The following is a 20,845-nucleotide window of genomic DNA, read 5'->3' on the forward strand; positions in this document are numbered from 1 at the left end:
AGCCCATGGGACACGACCACAGCCACGCCCAGCCGCATCGCCGCATCGATCCGAACGCGCCCGCGCCGCGGCTGCACCTGGACGGGGTGCTGCTGCCCGAGGGGGAGCGCCGTGAGCTGTGGGTGGTCGATGGGCTGATCCGTTTCGAACCGGTCGCCGATGCGGTGACGATCTGTGCCGGCGGTCACATCCTGCCCGGTCTGGTGGACGCGCACTGCCACATCGGCCTCGATGAGGCGGGCGCGGTCGATGACGCCACCAGCGAGGAGCAGGCGTACACCGACCGGGACGCGGGCACCCTGCTGATCCGCGACGCCGGGTCACCGGCCGACACCCGCTGGATCGACGACCGGGAGGATCTGCCGCGGCTGGTCCGGGCCGGCCGCCACATCGCCCGGCCCCGGCGCTACATCCGCAACTATGCCGCCGAGGTCGAGCCCGACGACCTGGTCGCCGAGGTGGAGCGGCAGGCCGCCCGCGGCGACGGCTGGGTGAAGCTGGTCGGCGACTGGATCGACCGGGAGACCGGTGACCTCGGCCCGCTCTGGCCGGCCGAGGCGGTGGCCGCCGCGATCGCCCGCGCCCATCAGCTCGGCGCCAAGGTGACCGCGCACCAGTTCGGGGAGGCGGGGCTCGCCGAGCTGATCGCCGCCGGCATCGACGGCATCGAGCACGGAACCGGGCTGACCGACCAGACCATCACGATGATGGCCGCCCGCCAGGTCTCCCTGGTGCCGACGCTGGTCAACCTGGAGACCTTCCCCGACATCGCCGCCCGCGGGGAGGGCAAGTTCCCGGGTTATGCGGCACACATGCGGGACCTGTACGCCCGCCGCTTCGAGACCATCGGTGCCTGCATCGACGCCGGGGTGCCGGTGTTCGCCGGTACCGATGCCGGCGGGGTGATCCCGCACGGCCTGATCGGCCGGGAGGTCGAGCTGCTCGGCCGGGTCGGCAGCGCCGAGCACGCCCTCGGCGCCGCGAGCTGGCGGGCCCGCGACTGGCTCGGTTTCGCCGGCATCGCCGACGGCGCCCCCGCCGACCTGGTCGTCATCGACGGCGACCCCCGCGAGGATCTGTCTCTGGTGCGTACGCCGATCCGCGTCGTGCTGCGGGGCCGCGTCGTGCTCTGATCCGCGCATCATGGCAATCTTGCGACCATGAACTTCTGGTCAGCCGTCGAGCACGGTTTCGCCCGCGTGGCGGCCTGCACCCTGGGCGTACAGATCGCCGATCCGCACGCCAACGCCACCGCCACCATCGAGGTGCTGCGCGAGTGCCACCAGGAGAGCGTGTCGCTGGCGGTGTTCCCCGAACTCGGGCTGACCGGGTACGCGATCGACGACCTGCTGCTGCAGGACCCGTTGCTGGATGCCACCCTGGCGGCGATCGACGAGGTGGTCGCGGCGAGCGCCGAACTCGACCCGGTGGCGGTCGTCGGCGCGCCGCTGCGCCGGGGGACGCGGGTGTTCAACTGCGCGGTGGTGATCCACCGCGGCCGGATCCTCGGGGTGGTGCCCAAGGCGTACCTGCCGAACTACCGGGAGTTCTATGAGCGCAGGCATTTCGCGCCCGGTGACGATCAGTGGGGGCAGTCGATCCGACTCGGTGGGCAGAGCGTGCCGTTCGGTCCGGACCTGATCTTCGATGCGGTCGATCTGCCCGGATTCGCTGTGCACGTTGAGGTCTGCGAGGACCTGTGGGTACCGGTGTCGCCGAGCGCCGAGGCCGCGCTGGCCGGTGCCTCGATCCTGGTGAACATCTCCGGCAGCCCGATCACCGTCACCAAGGCCGACGCCCGGCACCTGCTCTGCCGGGCCGCCTCGGCGAGTTGTCTGGCGGCCTACGTGTACGCGGCGGCGGGGATGGGGGAGTCCACCACCGATCTGTCCTGGGACGGGCAGACGATGATCTATGAGAACGGCCTGCTGCTCGCCGAGACCGACCGCTTCGGGATGGAGTCGCTGCGCTCGGTCGCCGATGTCGATCTGGATCTGCTGCGCCAGGAGCGGATGCGGCAGGGCACCTTCGACGACAACCGGCGTACCCATGCCGATCGGCTGAATCGCTTCCGACACGTGGAATTCGAGCTCGGCCCCGACCGCGGTGACATCGGCCTGCGGCGCGAGATCGCCCGCTATCCCTTCGTCCCCGCCGATCCCAGCCGGCTCGCCCAGGACTGCTATGAGGCGTACGCCATCCAGGTCTCGGGGCTGGAGCAGCGGCTGCGCGCGATCGGTCAGCCCAAGGTGGTGATCGGCGTGTCCGGCGGTCTCGACTCCACCCATGCGCTGATCGTCGCCGCTCGCGCGATGGATCGGATGGGGCGCCCGCGCAGCGACATCCTCGCCTTCACGATGCCCGGATTCGCGACCACCGAGCACACCCGCAACAACGCCACCAAACTCTGCGAAGCCCTCGGGGTGAGCTTCGAGACGATCGACATCACCCCGGCGGCGAAGCAGCTGCTGCTCGACATGGGGCATCCCGCCGGCCGCGGCGAGGAGGTCTATGACGTCACCTTCGAGAACGTGCAGGCCGGGCTGCGCACCGATTATCTGTTCCGGTTGGCGAATCAGCGCGGTGGCATCGTGCTCGGCACCGGTGATCTGTCGGAGCTGGCGCTGGGCTGGTGCACCTATGGCGTCGGCGACCAGATGTCGCACTACGCGGTCAACGCCGGCGTACCGAAGACGCTGATCCAGCACCTGATCCGCTGGGTGATCTCCGAGGGCCTCTTCGAAGACGAGGTGGCGACGATCCTGCGTTCGATCCTCGACACCGAGATCACCCCCGAGCTGGTACCGACCCGAGAAGGGGAGCAGCCGCAGGCCACCGAGGCGACGATCGGCCCGTACGCGCTGCAGGACTTCAACCTCTTCCACGTGCTGCGCTTCGGGATGCGGCCGGACAAGATCGCCTTCCTCGCCTGGCACGGTTGGCACGACCCGCAGCAGGGGCAGTGGCCGGCGAACATCGAGCACGACGAGCGCTCCGGTTACGACCTGGCCACCATCCGCAGGTGGCTCGAGGTCTTCGGGAAACGCTTCTTCGCCAACCAGTTCAAGCGATCCGCGCTGCCCAACGGCCCCAAGGTGCTCTCCGGCGGCGCCCTCTCCCCGCGCGGGGACTGGCGGATGCCCTCCGACGCCAGCCCGGCTGCCTGGCTGAAGAACCTGGAGCAGGTACCGAAGGAGTGAGGCCATGACCGAACCACGCGATGTCCGACCCGAGCTGATCGCCGAAGCGCGCCGCACCCTCTATTCCCCGGTGATCGGCGACGTGCTGGATCAGCTGGGGCGCCTGCATCAGTTCCTGCCCCCGGACATTCGTGGACTGACCGCGGAACATCGGCTGCTCGGTCGGGCGATGCCGGTGATCGTCGGGGACGTGTTCGGTGCCAACGACCGGCCCTTCGGCAAGTTGACCCAGGCCCTCGACCAGCTGGAACCGGGGGAGGTCTATGTGGCCGCGACCGGGGTGTCCTCGGCGGCGGCCTGGGGTGAGATCCTCACGGCGGCTGCGCGGACCCGCGGGGCCGTGGGTGCGGTGATCGACGGGTATCACCGGGACACGCCTGCGGTGCTGGAGCAGAACTGGCCGGTGTTCTCGCGCGGCTCGTACGCGCTCGACTCCCGACCACGATCCGCCGTCGTCGACTATCGGGTACCGATCGAGGTGGGCGGTGTCGCCGTGCGGCCGGGTGACCTGATCTTCGGGGATGTGGACGGTGTCGTCGTGATTCCGCAGGAGATCGAGTCCGAGGTGCTCGAGCGAGCCCTGCAGAAGGCCAGTGCGGAGAACACCGTGCGAAGCGAGATCGAGGCGGGTGCCAGCGCCACCGAGGTTCTTGCTCGGCACGGGATTCTCTGATCACACGGCATTCCAGCCGGGGTCAGTCCCACCAGTGGGCCCAGTGGTGGGACCTCACCACCGGTACCCAACCCCACAGTCCGTTGGGTTCGACCGAGTCCGGGGCCAATACGCCGTGTTCCGCTGCCACCGCGAGCGCCTCGGCGTCGTCGCTGGGAGGGGTGCCGACCTCCAGCGCCCAGTCGGACGGGCCGATGATCATCAACCGTGCCTCCCAGCGCTGCTCCCAGATTCGCAACACCTCCGCGAGCTCGTCGGCCTCGATGCCGAGATTGACCGGGCCGAGATAGTCCATCCACAACGGGATGAGCCACCGACGGGGGTCGGGGAAGATCGCCACGTAACCGGAGGAAGGCGCCAACTCGGTCGATTGCGTCAACGGATCACCGGGGCGGCCCACGTCCAGGGCGACGGGGACTTTCTCGCGCAGGCGGTCGAAGATGTCGTCCGTGTCCGTATCCATGGACGCGAGCCGATCGATGCGGGCGTGGTGATCCACGAGGTCCCGATCGACCGTGAGGATGCCGAAGTAGTCCTCCGCCAGATCGTCAGCGTCGGCCACGATCACCGCACTGATACCGTCGAGCGAGGACAACTGCCGCCACACCCCCTCTGCTTCACCGGGTGCGACAGGGGTCACCCAGATCGTGCCGAGCCCGGGTACGTCCGCCAGCGGGAACACTGCGCGCTCGCCGAGCAACTGGGTGACTTCAGCGGCCAGGGGCACCGGCGCGGTCGAGGTCGCCGATTCCGGCGGTCCCGGGCGGGTGGATTCCGCAGGCTCGGTTGGAGCAACCGATCGACGCGTTTCGCTGGATTCTTCGGTGGTGGAGTGTTTCGCGCGGCCGGTCAGTCGATCCCAGAGTCCCATGATCAGACCCTATGGGCACTGATCCGACTCAACCCGCGTATCGGGGGTCGGTCGGCTCGACCCATTGGACGAGCTGGAAGATGACGCCGTTCGGATCGGCCATCTGGAAGTAGCGCTCGCCCCACGGCTCGGTCTCGATGGGGGTGACCACGTCAACGCCCTCGGCCCGCAGGCGCGTGTATTCGGTGTCGATGTCATCGACGGTGAACACCACCAGCAGTCCGTCCGCCGTGCCCGCCACCGATGCGGGCTTGAACGTCGAGAGCCCGGTGCGAAGGAAGATGAGGTTGATGCCCGCGTCCGGGTGGGCCAGCGAAGTGAACCCGTCCGCGGCCATGGCCGCAGTGAATCCGAGGTGTTCGATCGCCCACGTGGCCGATGCCTCGACATCGGGCACATTGAGGGAGATGGCGGTGCTGGTGATCTGCATGGCGCTCCTTCGGTGACCTGGCGTTGTACGTCGTACAGTGTACGGGGTATGGAGAAGCGTGGCAGACTCGTTCCCGTGACCAGGGAGAGGACCGGAGTCGGTGAGCCGAGCCGTACCCTGGCGCTGCTGTGGGGTGAGGAATCCGCCGAGCCACGCCGCAAGGGGCCGAGCCGGTCGGTGACCGTGGCCCAGATCGTGCAGGCCGCCCTGGCCATTGCCGATGAAGAGGGGCTCGGCGGTGTCACCATGCGCAGCGTCGCGGAACGGGTCGGAGTCTCGACGATGTCGGTCTACACCTACGTGCCCGGCAAGGTCGAGCTGCTCGACCTGATGGTGGACGCCCGGTATCTGCAGATGTCGCGCAAGCCGTGGCGCAGCAGGTCGTGGCGCCGCCGCGTCACCGCCGTTGCCGAGGCCAATCGCACGTTGCTCACCGATCATCCCTGGCTCACCGAAGTCGCAGCGCTGAGCCGCCCGCCGCTCGGCCCGGGGCTGCTGGCGAAGTATGAGCACGAGCTCGCGGCCTTTGACGGCACCGGGCTCGATGACGTCACCGTCGACGCGGCGCTGACGTTCGTGCTCGGCTTCGTGCAGTCGCTGGTGCGATCGACCCACGACGCCGTGCGGGCCGCCACCGATGGCGCGGTCAGCGATGCCGACTGGTGGGCCGCGAACGAGCCGGTGCTGGCGCGCGCCTTCGACCCCGCCACCTATCCCCGCGCGGTACGCATCGGTGCCGTGGCCGGCGCGGCGCAGGGCAGTGCGTGGGATCCCGAGGCCGCCTGGGCATTCGGGCTCGCGCGTACCCTCGACGGCCTCGCCGCACTCATCGATGGCCCCGGCGGTCGCGAATCGCGCGGTGTGGACAGCCGGTGAATCGGACGGTCAGAGATCGACCCGCTCGAAGCGGGTGGCGGCGATCCGGTAGGTGAGCCAGTTGCCGAGGGTGAAGACGAGTACGCCGAGCAGCAGGACTCCGAGCTGCGGGGGAAGGGCCGCCCGATCGGTGGCGGCGAGCACGGGTGCCAGCGAGGGCAGGTTGGCGGCGGCTTCGGCAACACCGAGGTAGACCATGGTCGCCAATCCCGCGCAGAGGAAGGGCAGGCCCAGGGCGTACCCGGTGCGGAAGTGCATGGTGAAGAAGATCGCGTTGAACAGGGTGTACATGATCAGCGCCGATCCGAAGAGCGCCGGGTTGGCCTCGAAACCCACCGGTGCCCCGGGGTCGAGCCAGCGGCGCAGCATCGCGAACGGTACCGCCACCAGCAGTTGCAGCACTTCCACCAGGCAGCAGAACAGCACCCGACCGCGCACCAGGTCGCGCTTGCAAATCGGCAGCAGCATCGAGAAGGAGACATCGTTGGACTCCCGGAAATGCAACTGGGTCTGGAAAATCGCCAGACAGACCCACATCAGCGCCACGTGCAGGGGATAGGTGGGGACCAGCAGCAGGGCATCCATCGCCAGGAAGATCGCGAACAGCGGCCGGTTCGCCAACCGCAGGTCCTTGCCGACCAGGACCGACATCTCTCTCATTCCCGCTCCAGATTGATCATGATCGATTCGAGGTCAGCGGCCCCGCCACCGGCTGGGCGATGGTCGGCCAGGAAGTCGGCCAGGCCGGGTGCTGGCCAGCACCCGGCCCTGCTTGATGTAGGTGATCGTGTCGGCCGACCGCTGCAGATCCGACAGGATCTGGGTGGAGAACAGGATGCTGGTCCGCCCATCGGCGACCAACCCGCGGAACAGCCGTAGCAGCTCGTCCCGGGACACCGGGTCCAGCCCCGAGGTCGGTTCATCGAGCACCAGCAGCTCGGCGCCGTGGGAGAGGGCGAGCGTCAGGGCGTACTTCACCCGCATTCCCTGGGACAGTTGGCCGAGCTGTTTGGTCGCGACGAGTTGGAAGCGCTCCAGATGGGCACGGTAGGCATGCTCGTCCCAGCCGGCGAAGAACGGTCGGTATGCGTCGGTGACCTGGCGGATGGTCTTCTTCAGATAGAAATTCACCTCACCGAAGGTGAACGAGATCCGCTCCTTGATCTCGAACTCGTGTTCCCGCATCCTCATCTCGAAGAACTCCACCTCACCCGCATCGGGATGCACGAAGCCGAGCATCGACTTCAGCGTGGTCGTCTTGCCGGCCCCGTTCCGCCCGACGAAACCCATGATCGTGCCGGGGGCCATCTCGAAGGAGACCTCGCGCAGTGCGAAGGAGGGATAGGCCTTGCTCAGCCCGCGGACACTCAGGACTGCTGCCATGGTCGCTCCATCTCGGCGCGCCGGGCGAGCTCGCGGAGCAGGTCCACGAACCGTTTCGGATCCGCGCCGTGGAAGTCGTGTCCGGTGTCGGCCTTCACGAATTCCACGCGGTCGATCGACGAACGGGCCCGCGCGGCTTCCGCATCACCCATCGCGGCCATCAGGATGCCGTCGGCGTCGTGGCGGACTCTGGTGTGCGCCAGCGTGGCCGGTACGCCGATCGCACGCAGGCTGGCCTCGAGGTCGAACCCGGAATCCCAACTCGTGGTGAAGAAGGCCTCGCCGAAGCGCGGGTCGTAGGCGGGGATCGCCCGGGTGACCTCGTCGAGCTGGGGGAGGAACCAGAGCCGGATCGGGCGGTCGGGATTCCTACGGTGATAGGAAAGGCCGGCCCTGATCAGCCGCGGGGCGGCCTTCCCGAAGAAGTGCCACATCCGCTGATGGCGCCAGTGGTACGCCACCCAGTCCTGCTCCGCGCTGGTCAGGAAGCCGTGGCAGGTGGTCGCCAGGTCGACGAAGTTCCAGGTGGTCGCCGCCCGCGGCAGCGTGGTGGTGAACAGTGGCGGATCCTCCAGCAGGACCGCATCCACCCAACCCGGTGCGTTGCCGGCCAACCAGGCCGCCAGCAGGCCGCCGGAGGAGTGACCGCTGGCCACGGCCGGCCGGCCGATCACCGTCTCGATGAACTGCGCCAGCAGCTGCCCGTGCGCGTGCGCCGAATAGCGCCCGGGATCACGGGCGGACCGGCCGTGCCCGAGACAGTCCACCGCGAACACCTGGAAGTCCCGCGCCAGCTCGGGCAGCACCGCGGCATAGGACCGCCAGTCGGTGGACTGGCCGTGGATCAGCAGCAGCGGTGGCCGCCCATTGGCCGGGCCCGCGGCATAGTGGATCGACGCACCGTCGATCGCCACGTCGTGTTCGGCGTACCCGGCCGCCCGGACCGCGGCCATCCGCCGCCGGAACCGGTGGGGTGGGTTATCGTGCGAGTGCATGACAACACGGTAGCACTATTTCGTGCGATCGCATGAGAAAGGGGGCGGGGTGCCCAAGGTGGTGGATCACGACGCGCGTCGGCGGGAGATCGCCGACGCGGTGCTGCGGCTGGTGGTGCGCGAGGGCGTCGAGGCCGTCAGTCTGCGCAAGGTCGCCGCCGCGTCCGGGATGGCGATGGGCACCACCCAGCACTACTTCACCGACCGCGAGGAGATGCTGACCTTCGCCCTGGCGACGATGAACGAGCGCCGCAGCGCCCGGGTGCAGGCAGCCGTTGCTGCGCTGGGGGAGCGTCCCGATGAACGCCGACTGCTGCGCACGATCATCACCGAGGTGCTGCCGCTCACCGAGGAATCCCGATTCGAGGCGGCCGTCGGGGCGGCGTACTACATCCGCGCCCTCGGCGACCCCGAGACCCGGGCCCTGCTCTCCGCCGGCCCACGCCAGGTGATCGACCTGCTGCGGGGCCTGCTGACCGGTGCCGCCGCCCGCGGCCGGTTGGCCGCCGGGGTCGACCCGGCGCAGGAGGCCCGGTTCATCTGGGCCCTGCTCGAACCGGCGCCGGTGATGGGTGGCTACTGGGATGCCGAGGAGGCCGTCGCGCTGGCGGACTACCAGCTGGACCGGATCTTCACCGCGGCTGACTGAGCCTGGCGCAGATTTCGCCGGTACCGGGCCCCTGTGGCAGAATGAGTCCGCTTCTGTGCCCGGTCGCGCCCTCTCATCGCGCCGGGTGTGGATCCGAACCCGAGCCCGGGTACGCCTGCCCCACAGGTCCGCCCGTGCTCACCCGCCCGCCCCGGAACGACCTGAGAATCCAGGACCGGGGCAGTCAACTAGGAGAACCACCCAACGTGGCTGTCAAGATTCGTCTGAAGCGCCTCGGCGCGATCCGCTCCCCGCACTACCGCATCGTCGTCATGGACTCGCGCGCCAAGCGCGACGGCCGGGCGATCGAGGAGATCGGGAAGTACCACCCCAAGAACGACCCCTCGGTGATCGAGGTCGATTCCGAGCGCGCCCAGTACTGGCTCGGCGTCGGCGCCCAGCCGACCGAGGCCGTCGTCGCGCTGTTCAAGCGCACCGGTGACTGGCAGAAGTTCAGCGGCGACAAGAGCCCCTCGGGCGTCGACCCGCAGAAGGAGAAGGCCGACAAGACCGAGCTGTTCAACGCCGCGCTGGCCAACAACGACGACTCCGCCAAGGTGTCGGCGTTCAGCAGCAAGCAGCAGGCCGAGGCCAAGGCGGAGGCCAAGTCCGACGATGGCGAGGCGGAGTCCACCGACACCGCCGACGAGTCCACCGAGGCCTGAGATGCTGGCCGACGCACTGGAGCACCTGGTCCGCGGCATCGTCGGCAACCCCGACGACGTCCGGGTCAGCGACAAGGACCTGCGCCGCGGGCGGATGCTCGAGGTGCGGGTGCACCCCAGCGACATCGGCAAGGTGATCGGCCGGCAGGGCCGGACCGCCGGTGCCCTGCGTACCGTCGTCGCCGCGCTGGCCGGCCGCGAACAGGTCCGGGTCGACTTCGTCGACGTCGACCGGCGCGGCCGTGGCGGCCGCCGCTGACGCGGTACCGCACCCACTGCACCCAGAACCGCCCCGCTGCTTCGGCAGTGGGGCGGTTTTCTGTCTGTGGGGTGGGGGTTCATCTCGACACGCGCCCCCGGCTCCGCTTCGCTGCGCCGGGGGCGCTACTCGATGAACGGTGCGGGCGTGTGACGGGTGACATCGGACACCAACATGGAATAGGGTTTCACAACTGCTGGGGACGGCGGTGGGTGGGCCGGGGTGGTGCGGGCACGGCAACGGTCTCAGGCGCATTACAGGTCGGCGGGAAAGGTTGACAGGCCCTGGGGGCTGACCCAGAGTGATTGCAGTTCTTGGACCTCGCGTCCGGGGAAGTGAAACGGCGTTCTGCCAGAACAAGGAGGATCTCGTGGGCGTTTCGAGGAAAGTGGCAGTCGCAGCAGCGCTGACCGCTGCGCTGCTGGCCCTGCCGGGCTGCGCGCCGGCCGGCCAGTCGGGGGGCGCCGGTGGCCAGGGCGGCCAGGGCGGCGAGGCGAACAAGAACTTCAGCTTCTACCTCTACCAGAAGGCCACCGGGATCAACCCCTACGACGCCGGTGGCGGTGCCGACCAGACCCTGGTGCACCTGGTCTTCCAGCCGCTGCTCACCTGGGCCAACGGCAAGTACGAGGGCCGGCTCGCCGAGTCCTGGGACTTCGCCCAGGACGGCAAGACGTTCACCTTCAACCTGAAGAAGGACGGCAAGTGGAGTGACGGCAAGCCGATCACCGCACCCGACCTGAAGTGGGCGCTGGAGAGCCACCTGGACAAGAAGACCGGTTCCTACATCAACGGCTACCTCGGCTCGGTCAAGGGCGCCCAGGAGTTCCGCAACGGTCAGGCGCAGGAGGTCACCGGCATCACCGCGCCCGATGACACCACGCTGAAGATCGAGCTGAACACCCCGAACGTCGGCTTCCCGGCGCTGCTCACCGAGGCGGCGCTCGCGCCCAAGCACGTCTACGAGTCGATCCCGCGGGACCAGTGGAAGGGCAACCAGGCCTTCCGCGAGCCCAAGGTCGGCAGCGGCCCGTTCCTGTTCAGCCGGTGGATCTCCGACGATCAGACCGAGTTCACCGCCAACCCGGGTTACGTCCCCAAGCCGAAGATGGACAAGGTCTACGCCAAGTACCTGACCGGGGACGTGGCGGCCGCGCAGCTCGGCACCGGTGAGATCGACGCCGCCGAGATCCCGGCCGCCGATGTGAAGTCGATGAAGTCCGACCCGAACATCACCGTGGTGCAGAAGCCGGGCAACCGGGCGATGACCCTGCACACCGTGGTCACCCCGACCAGCAAGCTGAAGGATCAGAAGGTCCGGCAGGCGATCATGTACGCCATCGACCGGCAGGGCATCGTCGACTCGGTGATCGGTGGCGAGGGCAAGGCCCTCGATGCCTACCTGTTCGCCCCCGACTGGGTGGTCCCGCCGAACAAGAATCCCTACAACCGGGACGTGAACAAGGCCAAGCAGCTGCTCCAGGAGGCCAACTGGGATCCGAACACCGAGGTGAACCTGCAGATCGTGCCCGGGCAGGCGGACCGCGACGCGGTGATGCGGATCGTGGTCGGCAATCTGACCGAGGCCGGTATCAAGGCCAAGATCACCCCGGTGACGGCGGCCGACAGCGGCAAGCTCGTCACCGACGGCACCTTCGATGTCCTGATCAGCCCGCTGACCATGGCCGTCCCCGAACCGTCCCTGCTGGCCACCCGCGTCACCTGCGCACAGCGGTCCCCGAACGGGGCCAACATCGCCCGCTACTGCAACCCGGAGCTGGACGCGCTGATGGCCGAGGGGCAGTCGACCGACGACCAGGCCAAGCGGCAGCAGGCGTACCAGAAGGCGTACATGATCCTGAACACCGACGTGATGAACTTCCCGCTCTATTCCCCGACGCTGAACTGGGGCACCGGGAAGTCGGTCAACGGTTTCGACCCATCGGCGAACCCGATCACCGCCACCGCCGCACAGTGGGGCAAGTGACCGCCTGACCCGATAACCATGATCGGCCGGCTCTGAACGGGGCCGGCCGATCACGGCCGAAACCGACCGCGGAGAAGGAGACGGATGCTCCGGTTCGTCCTGAAGCGCCTCGCCGTCAGTGTGGTGACGCTGTTCCTGATCAGCATCCTGCTGTTCCTGCTGATCCGGAACGCCCCCGGCGACCCGATCGAGATGTACTACGACCCGATCACCTTCACCGGCCCCGACCGGGAGGAGATGATCGCGATGGCCCGGGCCCGGCTCGGCCTGGACCAGCCGCTGGTGGTGCAGTATTTCGTCTGGCTCGGTGACGCGCTCACCGGCAACCTCGGCCGCTCGTTGGCCGACGGCCGGGCCGTGGCCACGGTGCTCGGGGAGCGGCTGCAGAACTCACTGGCACTGATCATCCCGGCACTGCTCCTGCAGGTGGTGATCGGCCTGCTCAGCGGTGTCTGGTCGGCGCTGCGCCGCAACAAGCCGGTCGACTACGTGATCTCCTTCGCCTCCCTGCTCTGGCTCTGCGTCCCGCCCTTCTTCGCCGGCCTGATCGCGATCTACGTCTTCGGCCTCAAGCTGCGCTGGCTGCCCACCTCGGGGATGAACGCCCCCGATCCGACGGTCTTCGAGGGCCTGCGGCACCTGATCCTGCCGGCGCTGCTGCTCGGCATGCAGGGCGCGGCGGTCTATCAGCGCTACACCCGCTCCTCGATGCTGGACGTGCTCGGCCAGGACTTCATCACCACCGCCCGCTCCAAGGGCCTCAGCAACCTGCGGATCACCTGGCGGCACGCGGTGCACAACGCGCTCATCCCGATCATCGCGGTGATCGCGGTGAACGTCCCGACGATGTTCGGCGGCGCGGTGATCATCGAGCAGATCTTCGCCTGGCCGGGCCTCGGGCGACTCGCGGTGGACTCCATCACCGGCCGCGACTATCCGATGCTGATGGGCTTCGTGATGTTCATCGCGATCCTGGTCGTGATCGCGAACCTGGTCGCCGACCTGCTCTATGCCGTCATCGATCCCCGGATCCGGGTCTAGGAGGCCGAACCGATGAGTGAACCGATCACCGGTGCGTCCGGCATCAACGACCCGACACCCGCGGTCGCCGGCGCGAGTGGCGATGCCGACGGCAGCGAACTCACCCCGCGCCAGCTCGCCTGGCGCCGCTTCCGCAGCCACAAGATGGCGATGGTCGGCGCGGTCGTGCTGATCCTGTTCCTGCTGGCCGCCTTCCTCGGCCCGCTGCTCTATCGCGTCGACCCGTACGCCGTGGACACCGCCTCCTATCGGTTGCCGCCGGCCCCCGGGCACCCGCTGGGCACCGACTCGGCGGGCCGCGATGTGCTCGCCCGGCTGCTCTCCGGCGGCCGGATCTCGCTGACCATCGGGTTGGCCGCCTCCTTCATCGCGACCGTGCTCGGCATCATCCTGGGCATCGTCGGCGGCTACTTCCGCGGCTGGATCGATGCGCTGCTGAGCCGGATCGCCGAGGTCTTCCAGAGCTTCCCGCTGATGATCGTGATCATCGTCATCGTGGCCTTCTTCGGCTCCGGGGTGCTGCGGATGATCCTGATGCTCGGCCTGCTGCTGTGGACCCAGTCCTTCCGGGTCACCCGCAGCGTCACCCTGCAGCTGCGGGAACAGGACTCGGTGCAGGCCGTCGAGGGGCTCGGCGGCACTCCCTTCCACATATTGCTCAAACACATGGTGCCGGCGGTGCTGCCGCACGCCTCGGTCACCTTCACCCTGCTCACCGCCCAGGTGATCGGCACCGAGGCCGCGCTGTCCTTCCTCGGCCTCGGCGTACCACCACCCACCCCGAGCTGGGGTTCGATGATCTCCGAGGCGCAGAGCCTGCGGATCCTGCAGTCGATGCCGTGGATGTGGCTGCCGCCGGGGTTGGCGATCGCGCTGACCGTGCTCGCGGTGAACTTCGTCGGCGACGGCCTGCGGGACGCCTTCGACCCGAAGCAGGTGCGCTGATGAGCGCGGCAGCCAACTCCGACGCCCTGCTGCGGCTGGAGAACATCACCACCGAGTTCAGCACCCTCAACGGCCTGGTCCGCGGCGTCAACGGCGCCAGCTATCAGGTACGCCCGGGGGAGACCCTCGGCGTGGTCGGCGAATCCGGCTCCGGCAAATCGGTCACCGTCATGTCGGCGCTCGGGTTGCTGCCGGAATCGGCGAAGGTCGTCGCCGGGCACGCCTGGTTCGACGGTGCCGACCTGCTGACGATGTCGCAGCGCCGGCGGGCCGAGGTGCGCGGCGGGGAGATCGGGATGATCTTCCAGGACCCGATGACCGCCCTCAACCCGGTGATGACGATCGGCGCCCAGATCGATGAGACGCTGCGCCGGCACTCACCGGATCTGCGGACGAAGGCCCAGCGTCGGGACCGGATCATCGAGCTGCTCACCGAGGTCGGCATCCCCGCCCCCAGACAGCGCATCGACCAGTACCCGCACCAGTTCTCCGGCGGCATGCGGCAGCGCGCGATGATCGCGATCGCGATCGCCAACCGGCCTAAGCTGGTGATCGCCGACGAACCGACCACCGCGCTCGACGTCACCGTGCAGGCGCAGATCCTGGAACTGCTGCAGAAGCTGCAGGACGACTACGGTGCGGCGCTGGTGATGATCACCCACGACCTCGGGGTGATCGCCGAGGTCGCCAGATATGTGGTGGTGATGTACGCCGGCCGGGTCGTCGAGGAGGCACCGGTCGACGACATCTTCCACGCCCCCCGCCACCCCTACACCGTCGGGCTGCTGGAATCCCTGCCGCGGGTCGACGACCGCCGCGAGCAGCTGCACGCGATCGCCGGCCAGCCGCCGGACCCGCGGTTCCTGCCCGAGGGGTGCGCGTTCCAGCTGCGCTGCCGACTGAGCAACGGGCGCACCGAATGCCAGACCCAGCCGCCGCTGGCCGAGGTCGGGCCGGCCCACCGCTCGGCCTGCCACTTCCACGCCGAGCTGGACGGATTGGACCCCAGCCTGATCACCCCGACCGGGACAGCACGGGAGGACGCGTCGTGAGCACCAGTGTGGCCGAACAGACCCCCACCGAGGGCGCGGGCGGGCGTACCGACGACCTGCTGCTCAGGGTCGATCATCTGGTCAAGCATTTCCAGGTCGGCGGCGGATTCATGAAGAAGCCGACAACGGTGTACGCGGTCAACGACATCTCCTTCGACCTGCGCCGCGGCGAGACCCTGGCGCTGGTGGGGGAGTCCGGCTGCGGCAAGACCACCGTCGGCAAGACGCTGATGGGCTTCTATCAGCCCACCTCCGGCTCGGTCCGCTTCGACGGCCGCGAGATCGGCGGCCTGTCGCGGCGCGAGCTGCGCAGCGTACGCCGGGACATGCAGTTCGTCTTCCAGGACCCGTACGCCTCGCTGCCGGCCCGCTCCACGGTGCAGGACATCCTCACCGAACCGCTGGAGATCCACGGCATCGGCGACCGTTCCGCGCGGATCCGCCGGGCCCGGGAACTCCTGGAGCTGGTCGGGCTGCGTTCGGCACTGGCATCGCGCTATCCGCACGAGTTCTCCGGCGGTCAGCGGCAGCGGATCGGGATCGCCCGCGCGCTCGCCCTGGAACCGAAGATGCTGGTGCTCGACGAACCGGTCTCCGCGCTCGACGTGTCGGTGCAGGCGCAGGTGGTGAACCTGCTGGAGCGGCTGCAGCAGGAGCTGGACCTGGGGTATGTCTTCATCGCCCATGACCTCGGCGTGGTCCGTCACATCTCCGACCGGATCGCGGTGATGTATCTCGGCTCGATCGTCGAATACGGCGCGGCGGGCGACATCTTCACCGACCCGCAGCACCCCTACACCCAGGCGCTGCTCTCGGCGGTCCCGATCCCCGACCCCCGCCGCAAGGGGATGGCGCGCCGCCGGCTGCTGGTCGGCGACCTGCCCTCGCCGACCACCGAGCCCGCCGGCTGCCCGTTCCGGGGACGCTGCTGGCGCGCCCAGGACATCTGCGCCACCGACAAGCCGCCGCTGGAACTCTCGGAATCCGGTGCCGAGGTCGCCTGCCACTTCCCGGGGCCGGAGCGGCCCGCCGCCTGAGGCGTGGCCCTCGGGCGTACCCCCCGACCCGCGATCCATCGAATCCAGGGTGCATCCCCCTCACCCTGCAGGATGCGCGGGGTGTACGCAGGATTCGATGGATCGCAGCAGGGGGTGGGAGGATGACCCCCATGCCGCAGGCATCGACCAACCCACCCAGCGAGGAACCGACCGTCGAGGTACGCGTCGGCCGGATCGGCCGCGCCCACGGGATCCGCGGCGAACTGACCGTGGAACCGCTCACCGACGAACCCGACCGCCGCTTCGCCACCGACACCCGGTTGCGGGAGGAGGGCGCCCGGCGCGAGTTCACCGTGACCGGCTCGCGCTGGCACTCCGGCCGGCTGCTGATCCGGCTCGCCGAGGCCGCCGACCGCAACGCCGCCGAGGCGCTGCGCGGGGTGCTGCTGGTCGCCGACGTGCCGACCGATCAACCGCCGGCCGCCGACGACGAGTTCTGGGACCGCGACCTGGTCGGCCTGCAGGTACGCCGCCACGACGGCACCCCCGCCGGCCGGATCACCCGGGTCCAGCACGGCCCCCAGGACCTGCTGGAGATCCGCACCGACAGCGGTGCGACCCGGCTGGTGCCCTTCGTCGAACAACTCGTCGTCGAGGTCGACCCGGCCGCCGGGTTCTGCCGGCTGGCCGATGTCGACGGGCTGCTGGAGGACCTCGATGAGTGAGCCGAGCCCGGACCCCGGGCTCCGCCTCGATCTGGTCTCGATCTTCCCCGACTATTTCGCGCCGCTGCAGCTCTCCCTGGTGGGGAAGGCGATCCAGACCGGCATCGTCTCGGTCGGCGTACACGATCTGCGGCAGTGGACCACCGACCGGCACCGCACCGTCGACGACACCCCCTACGGCGGCGGCGCCGGGATGGTGATGAAACCCGAGCCCTGGGGTGAGGCCCTGGACGCGCTGGCGACCGCGGGCAGCACCCTGGTCGTGCCCAGCCCGTCGGGGGAGCGGTTCAGCCAGCCGGCGGCGTACGAGCTCGCCGACGCCGGCCACCTGATCTTCGCCTGCGGACGCTACGAGGGCATCGACGCCCGGGTGATGGCGTACGCCCGGGAACGGATGCCGGTGCGGGAGCTGAGCCTGGGCGACTACGTGCTGAACGGCGGCGAGGTCGCCAGCCTGGTGATGATCGAGGCCATCGTCCGGCTGCTGCCCGGGGTGATCGGCAACCCCGAGTCGCTGACCGAGGAATCGCACAGCGCCGGCCACGACCGGCTGCTCGAATACCCCGTCTACACCAAGCCGCCGAGCTGGCGCGGCCTCGCGGTGCCCGAGGTGCTGTTCTCCGGCCACCACGCGCAGATCGCCGACTGGCGCCGCCAGCAGGCGGTCGAACTCACCCGGCGCCGCCGACCGGATCTGCTGGCCGATGGCCCCTAGGATGGCAGCGGCCCGGATCGGGGACACCGGCCAGCACCGGGAAGACCGAACCCGGGCAGACACAGGGAAGGAAGCCCAGAACCGATGCGGGAACCCATGCGCGGCCGGTTGATGCTCGCGGCGGTCGTCGCGCTCCTGCTGACCGTGGTCGGCTGCGCCCCGGTCTCACCGGAGGTGGCGGCCCGGGCCCGCGCCCCCAAGCAGGGACCGGTCGGGCAGATGGCCTTCCAGTTGCCCGAGCGGGCCACCTCGTTCAACCCCTTCGCCGGTGCCGACACCGCCGAGGGAATGCTCGCCGCGGCCCAGTTCCAGCCGCTGCTGAGCAACATCGACGGCAAGATGATGCCGCGGATGGCCGACCGCTGGCAGGTCACCGACGACGGCTCCGGGCTGGTGGTGACGCTGCGCCGGGACTGGTGGAGCGATGAGATCCGGATGTCGGCCAATGACCTGATCTGGACCATCGAGCAGCACCTGAAGCCGGAGAACCGGTCGCCGCTGGCCCCAGCCCTGATGCAGCTGGCCGGCGCCGCCGATTTCGCCACCGGGCGCAGCGAGCGGATCTCCGGCCTGGTCGCCCAGACCAACCGGGACGTGGTCTTCACGCTGACGGCGCCGAACCCGCAGTTCATCGACAACCTCACCCAGCTGGTGGTGCTGCCCGAGCACGTCTACCGCGGCAAGGATCTCAGCGACCCGGCGACCTTCGCCGAACCGAAGGTGGGCTCGGGGGCGTACCTGTTCGACCGCTGGGAGAGTGACGGCCGGGTGGTGCTGCTGCCCAACCCGCGGGTCCAGCCCTACACCCGGATGAACCAGGTGATCGGCGTCCCGGTCACCCCCGACAAGGCGACCGAGAAGCTCCGCGACGGCACCCTGCAGCTCGCCACCGCGCTGCCCGCCCCCGAGGTGGGCCGGCCGGTCGAGGGATTCCGCAACCAGCAGGCGCCCGGCAACCGGGTGCTGGCGCTCACCGGCCTGCACGGCCGGCTCGCCGACCCGCGGGTCCGGCAGGGCATGATGTACGCCCTGGACCGCGCCCAGCTGATCGAGCGCTACGCCGGCGGGAACGCTCGGGTGGTCGACTCGCTGATGTTCGCCCCCGACTGGGCGACCACCGGCGGCGACCGGTACCGGCCCGACCAGAACCGGGCCCGCGACCTGCTCCGCGCCGGTGGCTGGAAGACCGACGCGCCCTTGCGGATCACGGTGCTCTCCGCCGACCCGGATCCGGCGATCTGGGAGGCGATGGCCGACCAGCTCAGCGCCGTCGGGGTGCGCGCCAGCGTCGAGGTGCGCTCGCCGAGCCGGCGCGCGGCGGTGCTCGCCGATCCCAATGTGGACGCGGTCGTGCAGGCGTACCCGATGCCGGTCCCCGACCCGTCGATGATCACGCCCTGGGTCTCCTGCGCCACCGCCGGCGACCCGCTCGGCCCCAACCCGGGCGGATACTGCAACCCGAAGGTCGATCAGCTGCTGACCAAGGGGGCCGCCGAGATCGACCCGGTCGCCCGCGCCGAGAACTACCACCAGGTGGCTCGGTTGCTGACCGAGGAGGTACCGGCCCTGCCGCTGTGGGTTCCCGACGCCGGGCTGCTGGTCAGCACCCAGTACTCGGGGGTCAATCCGCTGCTGATGCCGGCCACCTCGATGATCGACTTCTGGGGAGTCGGCTGAGCCGAACCGACCGGGCGCGGAGCGGTTTCCGGGTCGTCACCGGGCGCCTCCGCGTGTCGGCCGAATCCGGGCGCCCGGCGCACCTAGCATGACGGCAGCGTGGGGAGTTGGTTCCACGCGGTTGGGCCAGGAGTCGGGGGATTGCGGATCGTGCGGAGGCGGCGCCACTGGTTGATCGGAGCACTCGCTCCGATCCTGATCGTGCTGACCCTGGTCACCGCCGGTTGTATCGGCGGAGACGGGGTACGCCCCCGCGGTTCCGGTGCGCAGCCGCCCAGCGTGGCCACCAGCGACCTGCCCGGGCGTTACAGCAAGGCCGACGGGGCCCTGGTCGTCCAGATGTCCACCGACACCTTCAGCGATCCCGCCCGCGGCATCCGCGCCGAGGTGCCCACCTTCGGCACCGCGCGGCAACTGACGCTCGCCGCCGGCGTGCTCCGCGACCGGGCGCTGCGGGAGGCGGCCTGGGCCGGATCCACCGACACCAGGGTCAACTGGCAGCTGCTCGCCGCCGGACAGGGCATCCTCGGCGTACTCGTCACCGCCCAGCACACCGCCGCCGACGGACCCGCCGGGGTGTCCTCGGCGATCTGGTACGACGCCCGCAGCGGCCGGGTGGCGTCCTCCCCGGTGCTGATCGAGGCCAACCAGTGGGGTGCGTTCAAGAACCAGGTCGCCCAGGTCGCCGGCGCGGTTGACCCGATCCGGCTCTCCCGCGCCCTGGACGACGCCCCCGCCCCGCAGGGCGGCGGGCCGGCGCTCGGCTTCGCGGCCAACGGTGACCTGGTCGCCACCTTCCCGCCCGGCGGTGCCGCCGATGGCCAGCTGGTGCTGCAGGTGCCGGGCCGGGCCGTGCAGCCGCTGCTCTCCGAGGTCGGGCAGCGGGCGCTGGCCGCCTCCACCAACCCCGGCGCCTTCGACGGCACCGGCCGCCCCGACGCCCAGTCCGCGCCCGGGGCCGCAGCGGCCGCCGGCGGCGACCAGCAACAGCCCGCCGGCAACCAGGTGCCCCGCCCCACCACCACGGTCGGGGTGGACTGCAGCCGGGCGACCTGTGTCGCGCTGACCTTCGACGACGGCCCCGGCGCCGGCACCCAGAAGATCCTCGACGACCTGGCCGCCGCCCGTGCCCCGGCCACCTTCTTCCAGCTCGGCGGCATGCTGCAGGCCTCTCCCGAGCTCGGCCTGCGGGTCGCCGCGGCCGGCAACGAGATCGGCTCGCACACCTGGTCGCACCAGACGATGACCTCGATGTCCACCAGCAAGCTGGGGCAGCAGGAGATCGGGCGGACCGCCGACGAGATGGCCCGGGTCTACGGGCGCCGGCCGCTGCTGATGCGCCCGCCGAGCGGGGTGCACACCAAGGCCACCGACAAGGTGATCGGGGCGGCGGGGCAGTCGCTGGTGCTGTGGAACGTCGACACCCGGGACTGGCAGACCCGCGACACCGCGAAGACCGTCGCCGAGGCGGTCAAGGGCGCCGACGAGGCCGGTTCGATCGTGCTGATGCACGACATCCACCCGAGCACCGCCGCGGCCACCGCGCAGATCATCGAGCAGCTGCGGGCCCGCGGGGTGACGCTGGTGACCGTCGGTGAGCTGGCGCTGAACACCGCCGGATTCGAGGCCGGTCAGGCATACTGCTACGTCCCGCAGACCGGTCAGCCCACCTCGGGTTGCAAGTGAGCGACACGCCCGGGACGT

Annotated in this window: 21 protein-coding genes; 16 read left to right on the forward strand and 5 right to left on the reverse strand. The window is 69.7% G+C overall.

The annotated features are described in order from the left end of the window. The first annotated feature begins 5 nt into the window (after positions 1 to 5). The 3 genes from BI335_RS00910 to BI335_RS00920 are packed head-to-tail and all read left to right on the forward strand — an operon-like array spanning position 6 to position 3,873. Positions 6 to 1,133 carry an amidohydrolase family protein gene (locus tag BI335_RS00910; RefSeq protein WP_094429439.1) on the forward strand — a complete coding sequence of 376 codons (1,128 nt, stop codon included), beginning with the start codon at positions 6 to 8 and terminating at the stop codon, positions 1,131 to 1,133. Between the two features lie 27 nt (positions 1,134 to 1,160). Next, positions 1,161 to 3,200 (forward strand): NAD(+) synthase, encoded by a 2,040-nt coding sequence (locus tag BI335_RS00915; protein WP_094359077.1) that lies wholly within the window; start codon positions 1,161 to 1,163, stop codon positions 3,198 to 3,200. A 4-nt stretch (positions 3,201 to 3,204) separates the two neighbouring features. Then, entirely contained in the window at positions 3,205 to 3,873 is a 669-nt protein-coding gene (locus BI335_RS00920) for an RraA family protein (RefSeq protein ID WP_094406679.1), read from the forward strand. A gap of 22 nt (positions 3,874 to 3,895) precedes the next feature. Here the strand turns inward: BI335_RS00920 and BI335_RS00925 are convergent, their stop codons facing one another. Both BI335_RS00925 and BI335_RS00930 read right to left on the reverse strand, forming a co-directional pair. Continuing rightward, the gene (locus tag BI335_RS00925) at positions 3,896 to 4,744 is read right to left on the reverse strand and encodes a DUF4253 domain-containing protein (protein WP_094400716.1); all 849 of its coding nucleotides are present in this window, start codon (positions 4,742 to 4,744) and stop codon (positions 3,896 to 3,898) included. 28 nt (positions 4,745 to 4,772) lie between these two features. After that, entirely contained in the window at positions 4,773 to 5,174 is a 402-nt protein-coding gene (locus BI335_RS00930; protein WP_094424825.1) for a VOC family protein, read from the reverse strand. 75 nt (positions 5,175 to 5,249) lie between these two features. Here BI335_RS00930 and BI335_RS00935 point away from each other — a divergent pair, with 75 nt between their 5' ends. Beyond that, positions 5,250 to 6,050: a TetR/AcrR family transcriptional regulator gene (locus BI335_RS00935; RefSeq protein ID WP_172421665.1), complete on the forward strand. Its 801-nt coding sequence runs from the start codon at positions 5,250 to 5,252 to the stop codon at positions 6,048 to 6,050. A gap of 9 nt (positions 6,051 to 6,059) precedes the next feature. On the opposite strand, the gene BI335_RS00940 is transcribed toward BI335_RS00935, so the two are convergent. From BI335_RS00940 to BI335_RS00950, 3 genes are read right to left on the reverse strand one after another with little or no spacing between them, the layout of a single operon-like run. After that, positions 6,060 to 6,701 carry an ABC-2 transporter permease gene (locus tag BI335_RS00940; protein ID WP_166646633.1) on the reverse strand — a complete coding sequence of 214 codons (642 nt, stop codon included), beginning with the start codon at positions 6,699 to 6,701 and terminating at the stop codon, positions 6,060 to 6,062. A gap of 42 nt (positions 6,702 to 6,743) precedes the next feature. Further along, positions 6,744 to 7,433: an ABC transporter ATP-binding protein gene (locus tag BI335_RS00945; RefSeq protein WP_094424831.1), complete on the reverse strand. Its 690-nt coding sequence runs from the start codon at positions 7,431 to 7,433 to the stop codon at positions 6,744 to 6,746. Further along, positions 7,418 to 8,428 (reverse strand): alpha/beta fold hydrolase, encoded by a 1,011-nt coding sequence (locus tag BI335_RS00950; RefSeq protein WP_094429440.1) that lies wholly within the window; start codon positions 8,426 to 8,428, stop codon positions 7,418 to 7,420. Before BI335_RS00950 ends, BI335_RS00945 begins: the two co-directional genes overlap by 16 nt. A 49-nt stretch (positions 8,429 to 8,477) precedes the next feature. Here BI335_RS00950 and BI335_RS00955 point away from each other — a divergent pair, with 49 nt between their 5' ends. The 12 genes from BI335_RS00955 (at position 8,478) to BI335_RS01010 (ending at position 20,827) form a co-directional block, all read left to right on the forward strand. Continuing rightward, positions 8,478 to 9,077, forward strand: a complete 600-nt coding sequence (locus BI335_RS00955; RefSeq protein ID WP_166646634.1) for a TetR/AcrR family transcriptional regulator — start codon at positions 8,478 to 8,480, stop codon at positions 9,075 to 9,077. A gap of 206 nt (positions 9,078 to 9,283) precedes the next feature. Further along, positions 9,284 to 9,742: a 30S ribosomal protein S16 gene (gene rpsP / locus BI335_RS00960; RefSeq protein ID WP_094406665.1), complete on the forward strand. Its 459-nt coding sequence runs from the start codon at positions 9,284 to 9,286 to the stop codon at positions 9,740 to 9,742. Position 9,743: 1 nt separating this feature from the next. After that, on the forward strand, positions 9,744 to 10,001 hold the full coding sequence (locus BI335_RS00965; protein ID WP_094359095.1) for an RNA-binding protein: 258 nt from the start codon (positions 9,744 to 9,746) through the stop codon (positions 9,999 to 10,001). A 388-nt stretch (positions 10,002 to 10,389) separates the two neighbouring features. Next, positions 10,390 to 11,988, forward strand: a complete 1,599-nt coding sequence (locus BI335_RS00970) for an ABC transporter substrate-binding protein (RefSeq protein WP_166646635.1) — start codon at positions 10,390 to 10,392, stop codon at positions 11,986 to 11,988. 84 nt (positions 11,989 to 12,072) lie between these two features. Then, positions 12,073 to 13,029, forward strand: a complete 957-nt coding sequence (locus BI335_RS00975) for an ABC transporter permease (protein ID WP_094424837.1) — start codon at positions 12,073 to 12,075, stop codon at positions 13,027 to 13,029. Between the two features lie 12 nt (positions 13,030 to 13,041). Then, on the forward strand, positions 13,042 to 13,974 hold the full coding sequence (locus BI335_RS00980) for an ABC transporter permease (RefSeq protein ID WP_094424839.1): 933 nt from the start codon (positions 13,042 to 13,044) through the stop codon (positions 13,972 to 13,974). Beyond that, positions 13,974 to 15,026: an ABC transporter ATP-binding protein gene (locus BI335_RS00985; RefSeq protein WP_094406663.1), complete on the forward strand. Its 1,053-nt coding sequence runs from the start codon at positions 13,974 to 13,976 to the stop codon at positions 15,024 to 15,026. Before BI335_RS00980 ends, BI335_RS00985 begins: the two co-directional genes overlap by 1 nt. Continuing rightward, positions 15,023 to 16,063 (forward strand): ABC transporter ATP-binding protein, encoded by a 1,041-nt coding sequence (locus BI335_RS00990; RefSeq protein ID WP_229119383.1) that lies wholly within the window; start codon positions 15,023 to 15,025, stop codon positions 16,061 to 16,063. Before BI335_RS00985 ends, BI335_RS00990 begins: the two co-directional genes overlap by 4 nt. A gap of 131 nt (positions 16,064 to 16,194) precedes the next feature. After that, the gene (gene rimM / locus BI335_RS00995) at positions 16,195 to 16,749 is read left to right on the forward strand and encodes a ribosome maturation factor RimM (protein WP_094429441.1); all 555 of its coding nucleotides are present in this window, start codon (positions 16,195 to 16,197) and stop codon (positions 16,747 to 16,749) included. Continuing rightward, complete coding sequence (trmD, locus tag BI335_RS01000; RefSeq protein ID WP_094359107.1) at positions 16,742 to 17,464, forward strand: tRNA (guanosine(37)-N1)-methyltransferase TrmD; 723 nt, start codon at positions 16,742 to 16,744, stop codon at positions 17,462 to 17,464. The genes rimM and trmD overlap by 8 nt, the downstream gene beginning before the upstream one ends. 84 nt (positions 17,465 to 17,548) lie before the next feature. Beyond that, on the forward strand, positions 17,549 to 19,141 hold the full coding sequence (locus tag BI335_RS01005) for an ABC transporter substrate-binding protein (protein WP_094429442.1): 1,593 nt from the start codon (positions 17,549 to 17,551) through the stop codon (positions 19,139 to 19,141). Positions 19,142 to 19,291: 150 nt separating this feature from the next. Beyond that, on the forward strand, positions 19,292 to 20,827 hold the full coding sequence (locus tag BI335_RS01010) for a polysaccharide deacetylase family protein (RefSeq protein ID WP_144009051.1): 1,536 nt from the start codon (positions 19,292 to 19,294) through the stop codon (positions 20,825 to 20,827). The last annotated feature ends 18 nt before the right edge of the window (positions 20,828 to 20,845 follow it).

It is taken from the genome of Enemella evansiae (genome assembly GCF_002250705.1).
GTDB classification, from domain to species: Bacteria; Actinomycetota; Actinomycetes; order Propionibacteriales; family Propionibacteriaceae; genus Enemella; species Enemella evansiae.

Bases quoted from the DNA above. Each gene is read 5' to 3' on its own strand.
- BI335_RS00910 (WP_094429439.1), top strand. From the start codon at position 6: ATGGGACACGACCACAGCCACGCCCAGCCGCATCGCCGCATCGATCCG.
- BI335_RS00915 (WP_094359077.1), top strand. From the start codon at position 1,161: ATGAACTTCTGGTCAGCCGTCGAGCACGGTTTCGCCCGCGTGGCGGCC.
- BI335_RS00920 (WP_094406679.1), top strand. From the start codon at position 3,205: ATGACCGAACCACGCGATGTCCGACCCGAGCTGATCGCCGAAGCGCGC.
- BI335_RS00925 (WP_094400716.1), bottom strand. From the start codon at position 4,744: ATGGGACTCTGGGATCGACTGACCGGCCGCGCGAAACACTCCACCACC.
- BI335_RS00930 (WP_094424825.1), bottom strand. From the start codon at position 5,174: ATGCAGATCACCAGCACCGCCATCTCCCTCAATGTGCCCGATGTCGAG.
- BI335_RS00940 (WP_166646633.1), bottom strand. From the start codon at position 6,701: ATGTCGGTCCTGGTCGGCAAGGACCTGCGGTTGGCGAACCGGCCGCTG.
- BI335_RS00945 (WP_094424831.1), bottom strand. From the start codon at position 7,433: ATGGCAGCAGTCCTGAGTGTCCGCGGGCTGAGCAAGGCCTATCCCTCC.
- BI335_RS00950 (WP_094429440.1), bottom strand. From the start codon at position 8,428: ATGCACTCGCACGATAACCCACCCCACCGGTTCCGGCGGCGGATGGCC.
- BI335_RS00965 (WP_094359095.1), top strand. From the start codon at position 9,744: ATGCTGGCCGACGCACTGGAGCACCTGGTCCGCGGCATCGTCGGCAAC.
- BI335_RS00975 (WP_094424837.1), top strand. From the start codon at position 12,073: ATGCTCCGGTTCGTCCTGAAGCGCCTCGCCGTCAGTGTGGTGACGCTG.
- BI335_RS00980 (WP_094424839.1), top strand. From the start codon at position 13,042: ATGAGTGAACCGATCACCGGTGCGTCCGGCATCAACGACCCGACACCC.
- BI335_RS00985 (WP_094406663.1), top strand. From the start codon at position 13,974: ATGAGCGCGGCAGCCAACTCCGACGCCCTGCTGCGGCTGGAGAACATC.
- rimM (WP_094429441.1), top strand. From the start codon at position 16,195: ATGCCGCAGGCATCGACCAACCCACCCAGCGAGGAACCGACCGTCGAG.
- trmD (WP_094359107.1), top strand. From the start codon at position 16,742: ATGAGTGAGCCGAGCCCGGACCCCGGGCTCCGCCTCGATCTGGTCTCG.
- BI335_RS01005 (WP_094429442.1), top strand. From the start codon at position 17,549: ATGCGGGAACCCATGCGCGGCCGGTTGATGCTCGCGGCGGTCGTCGCG.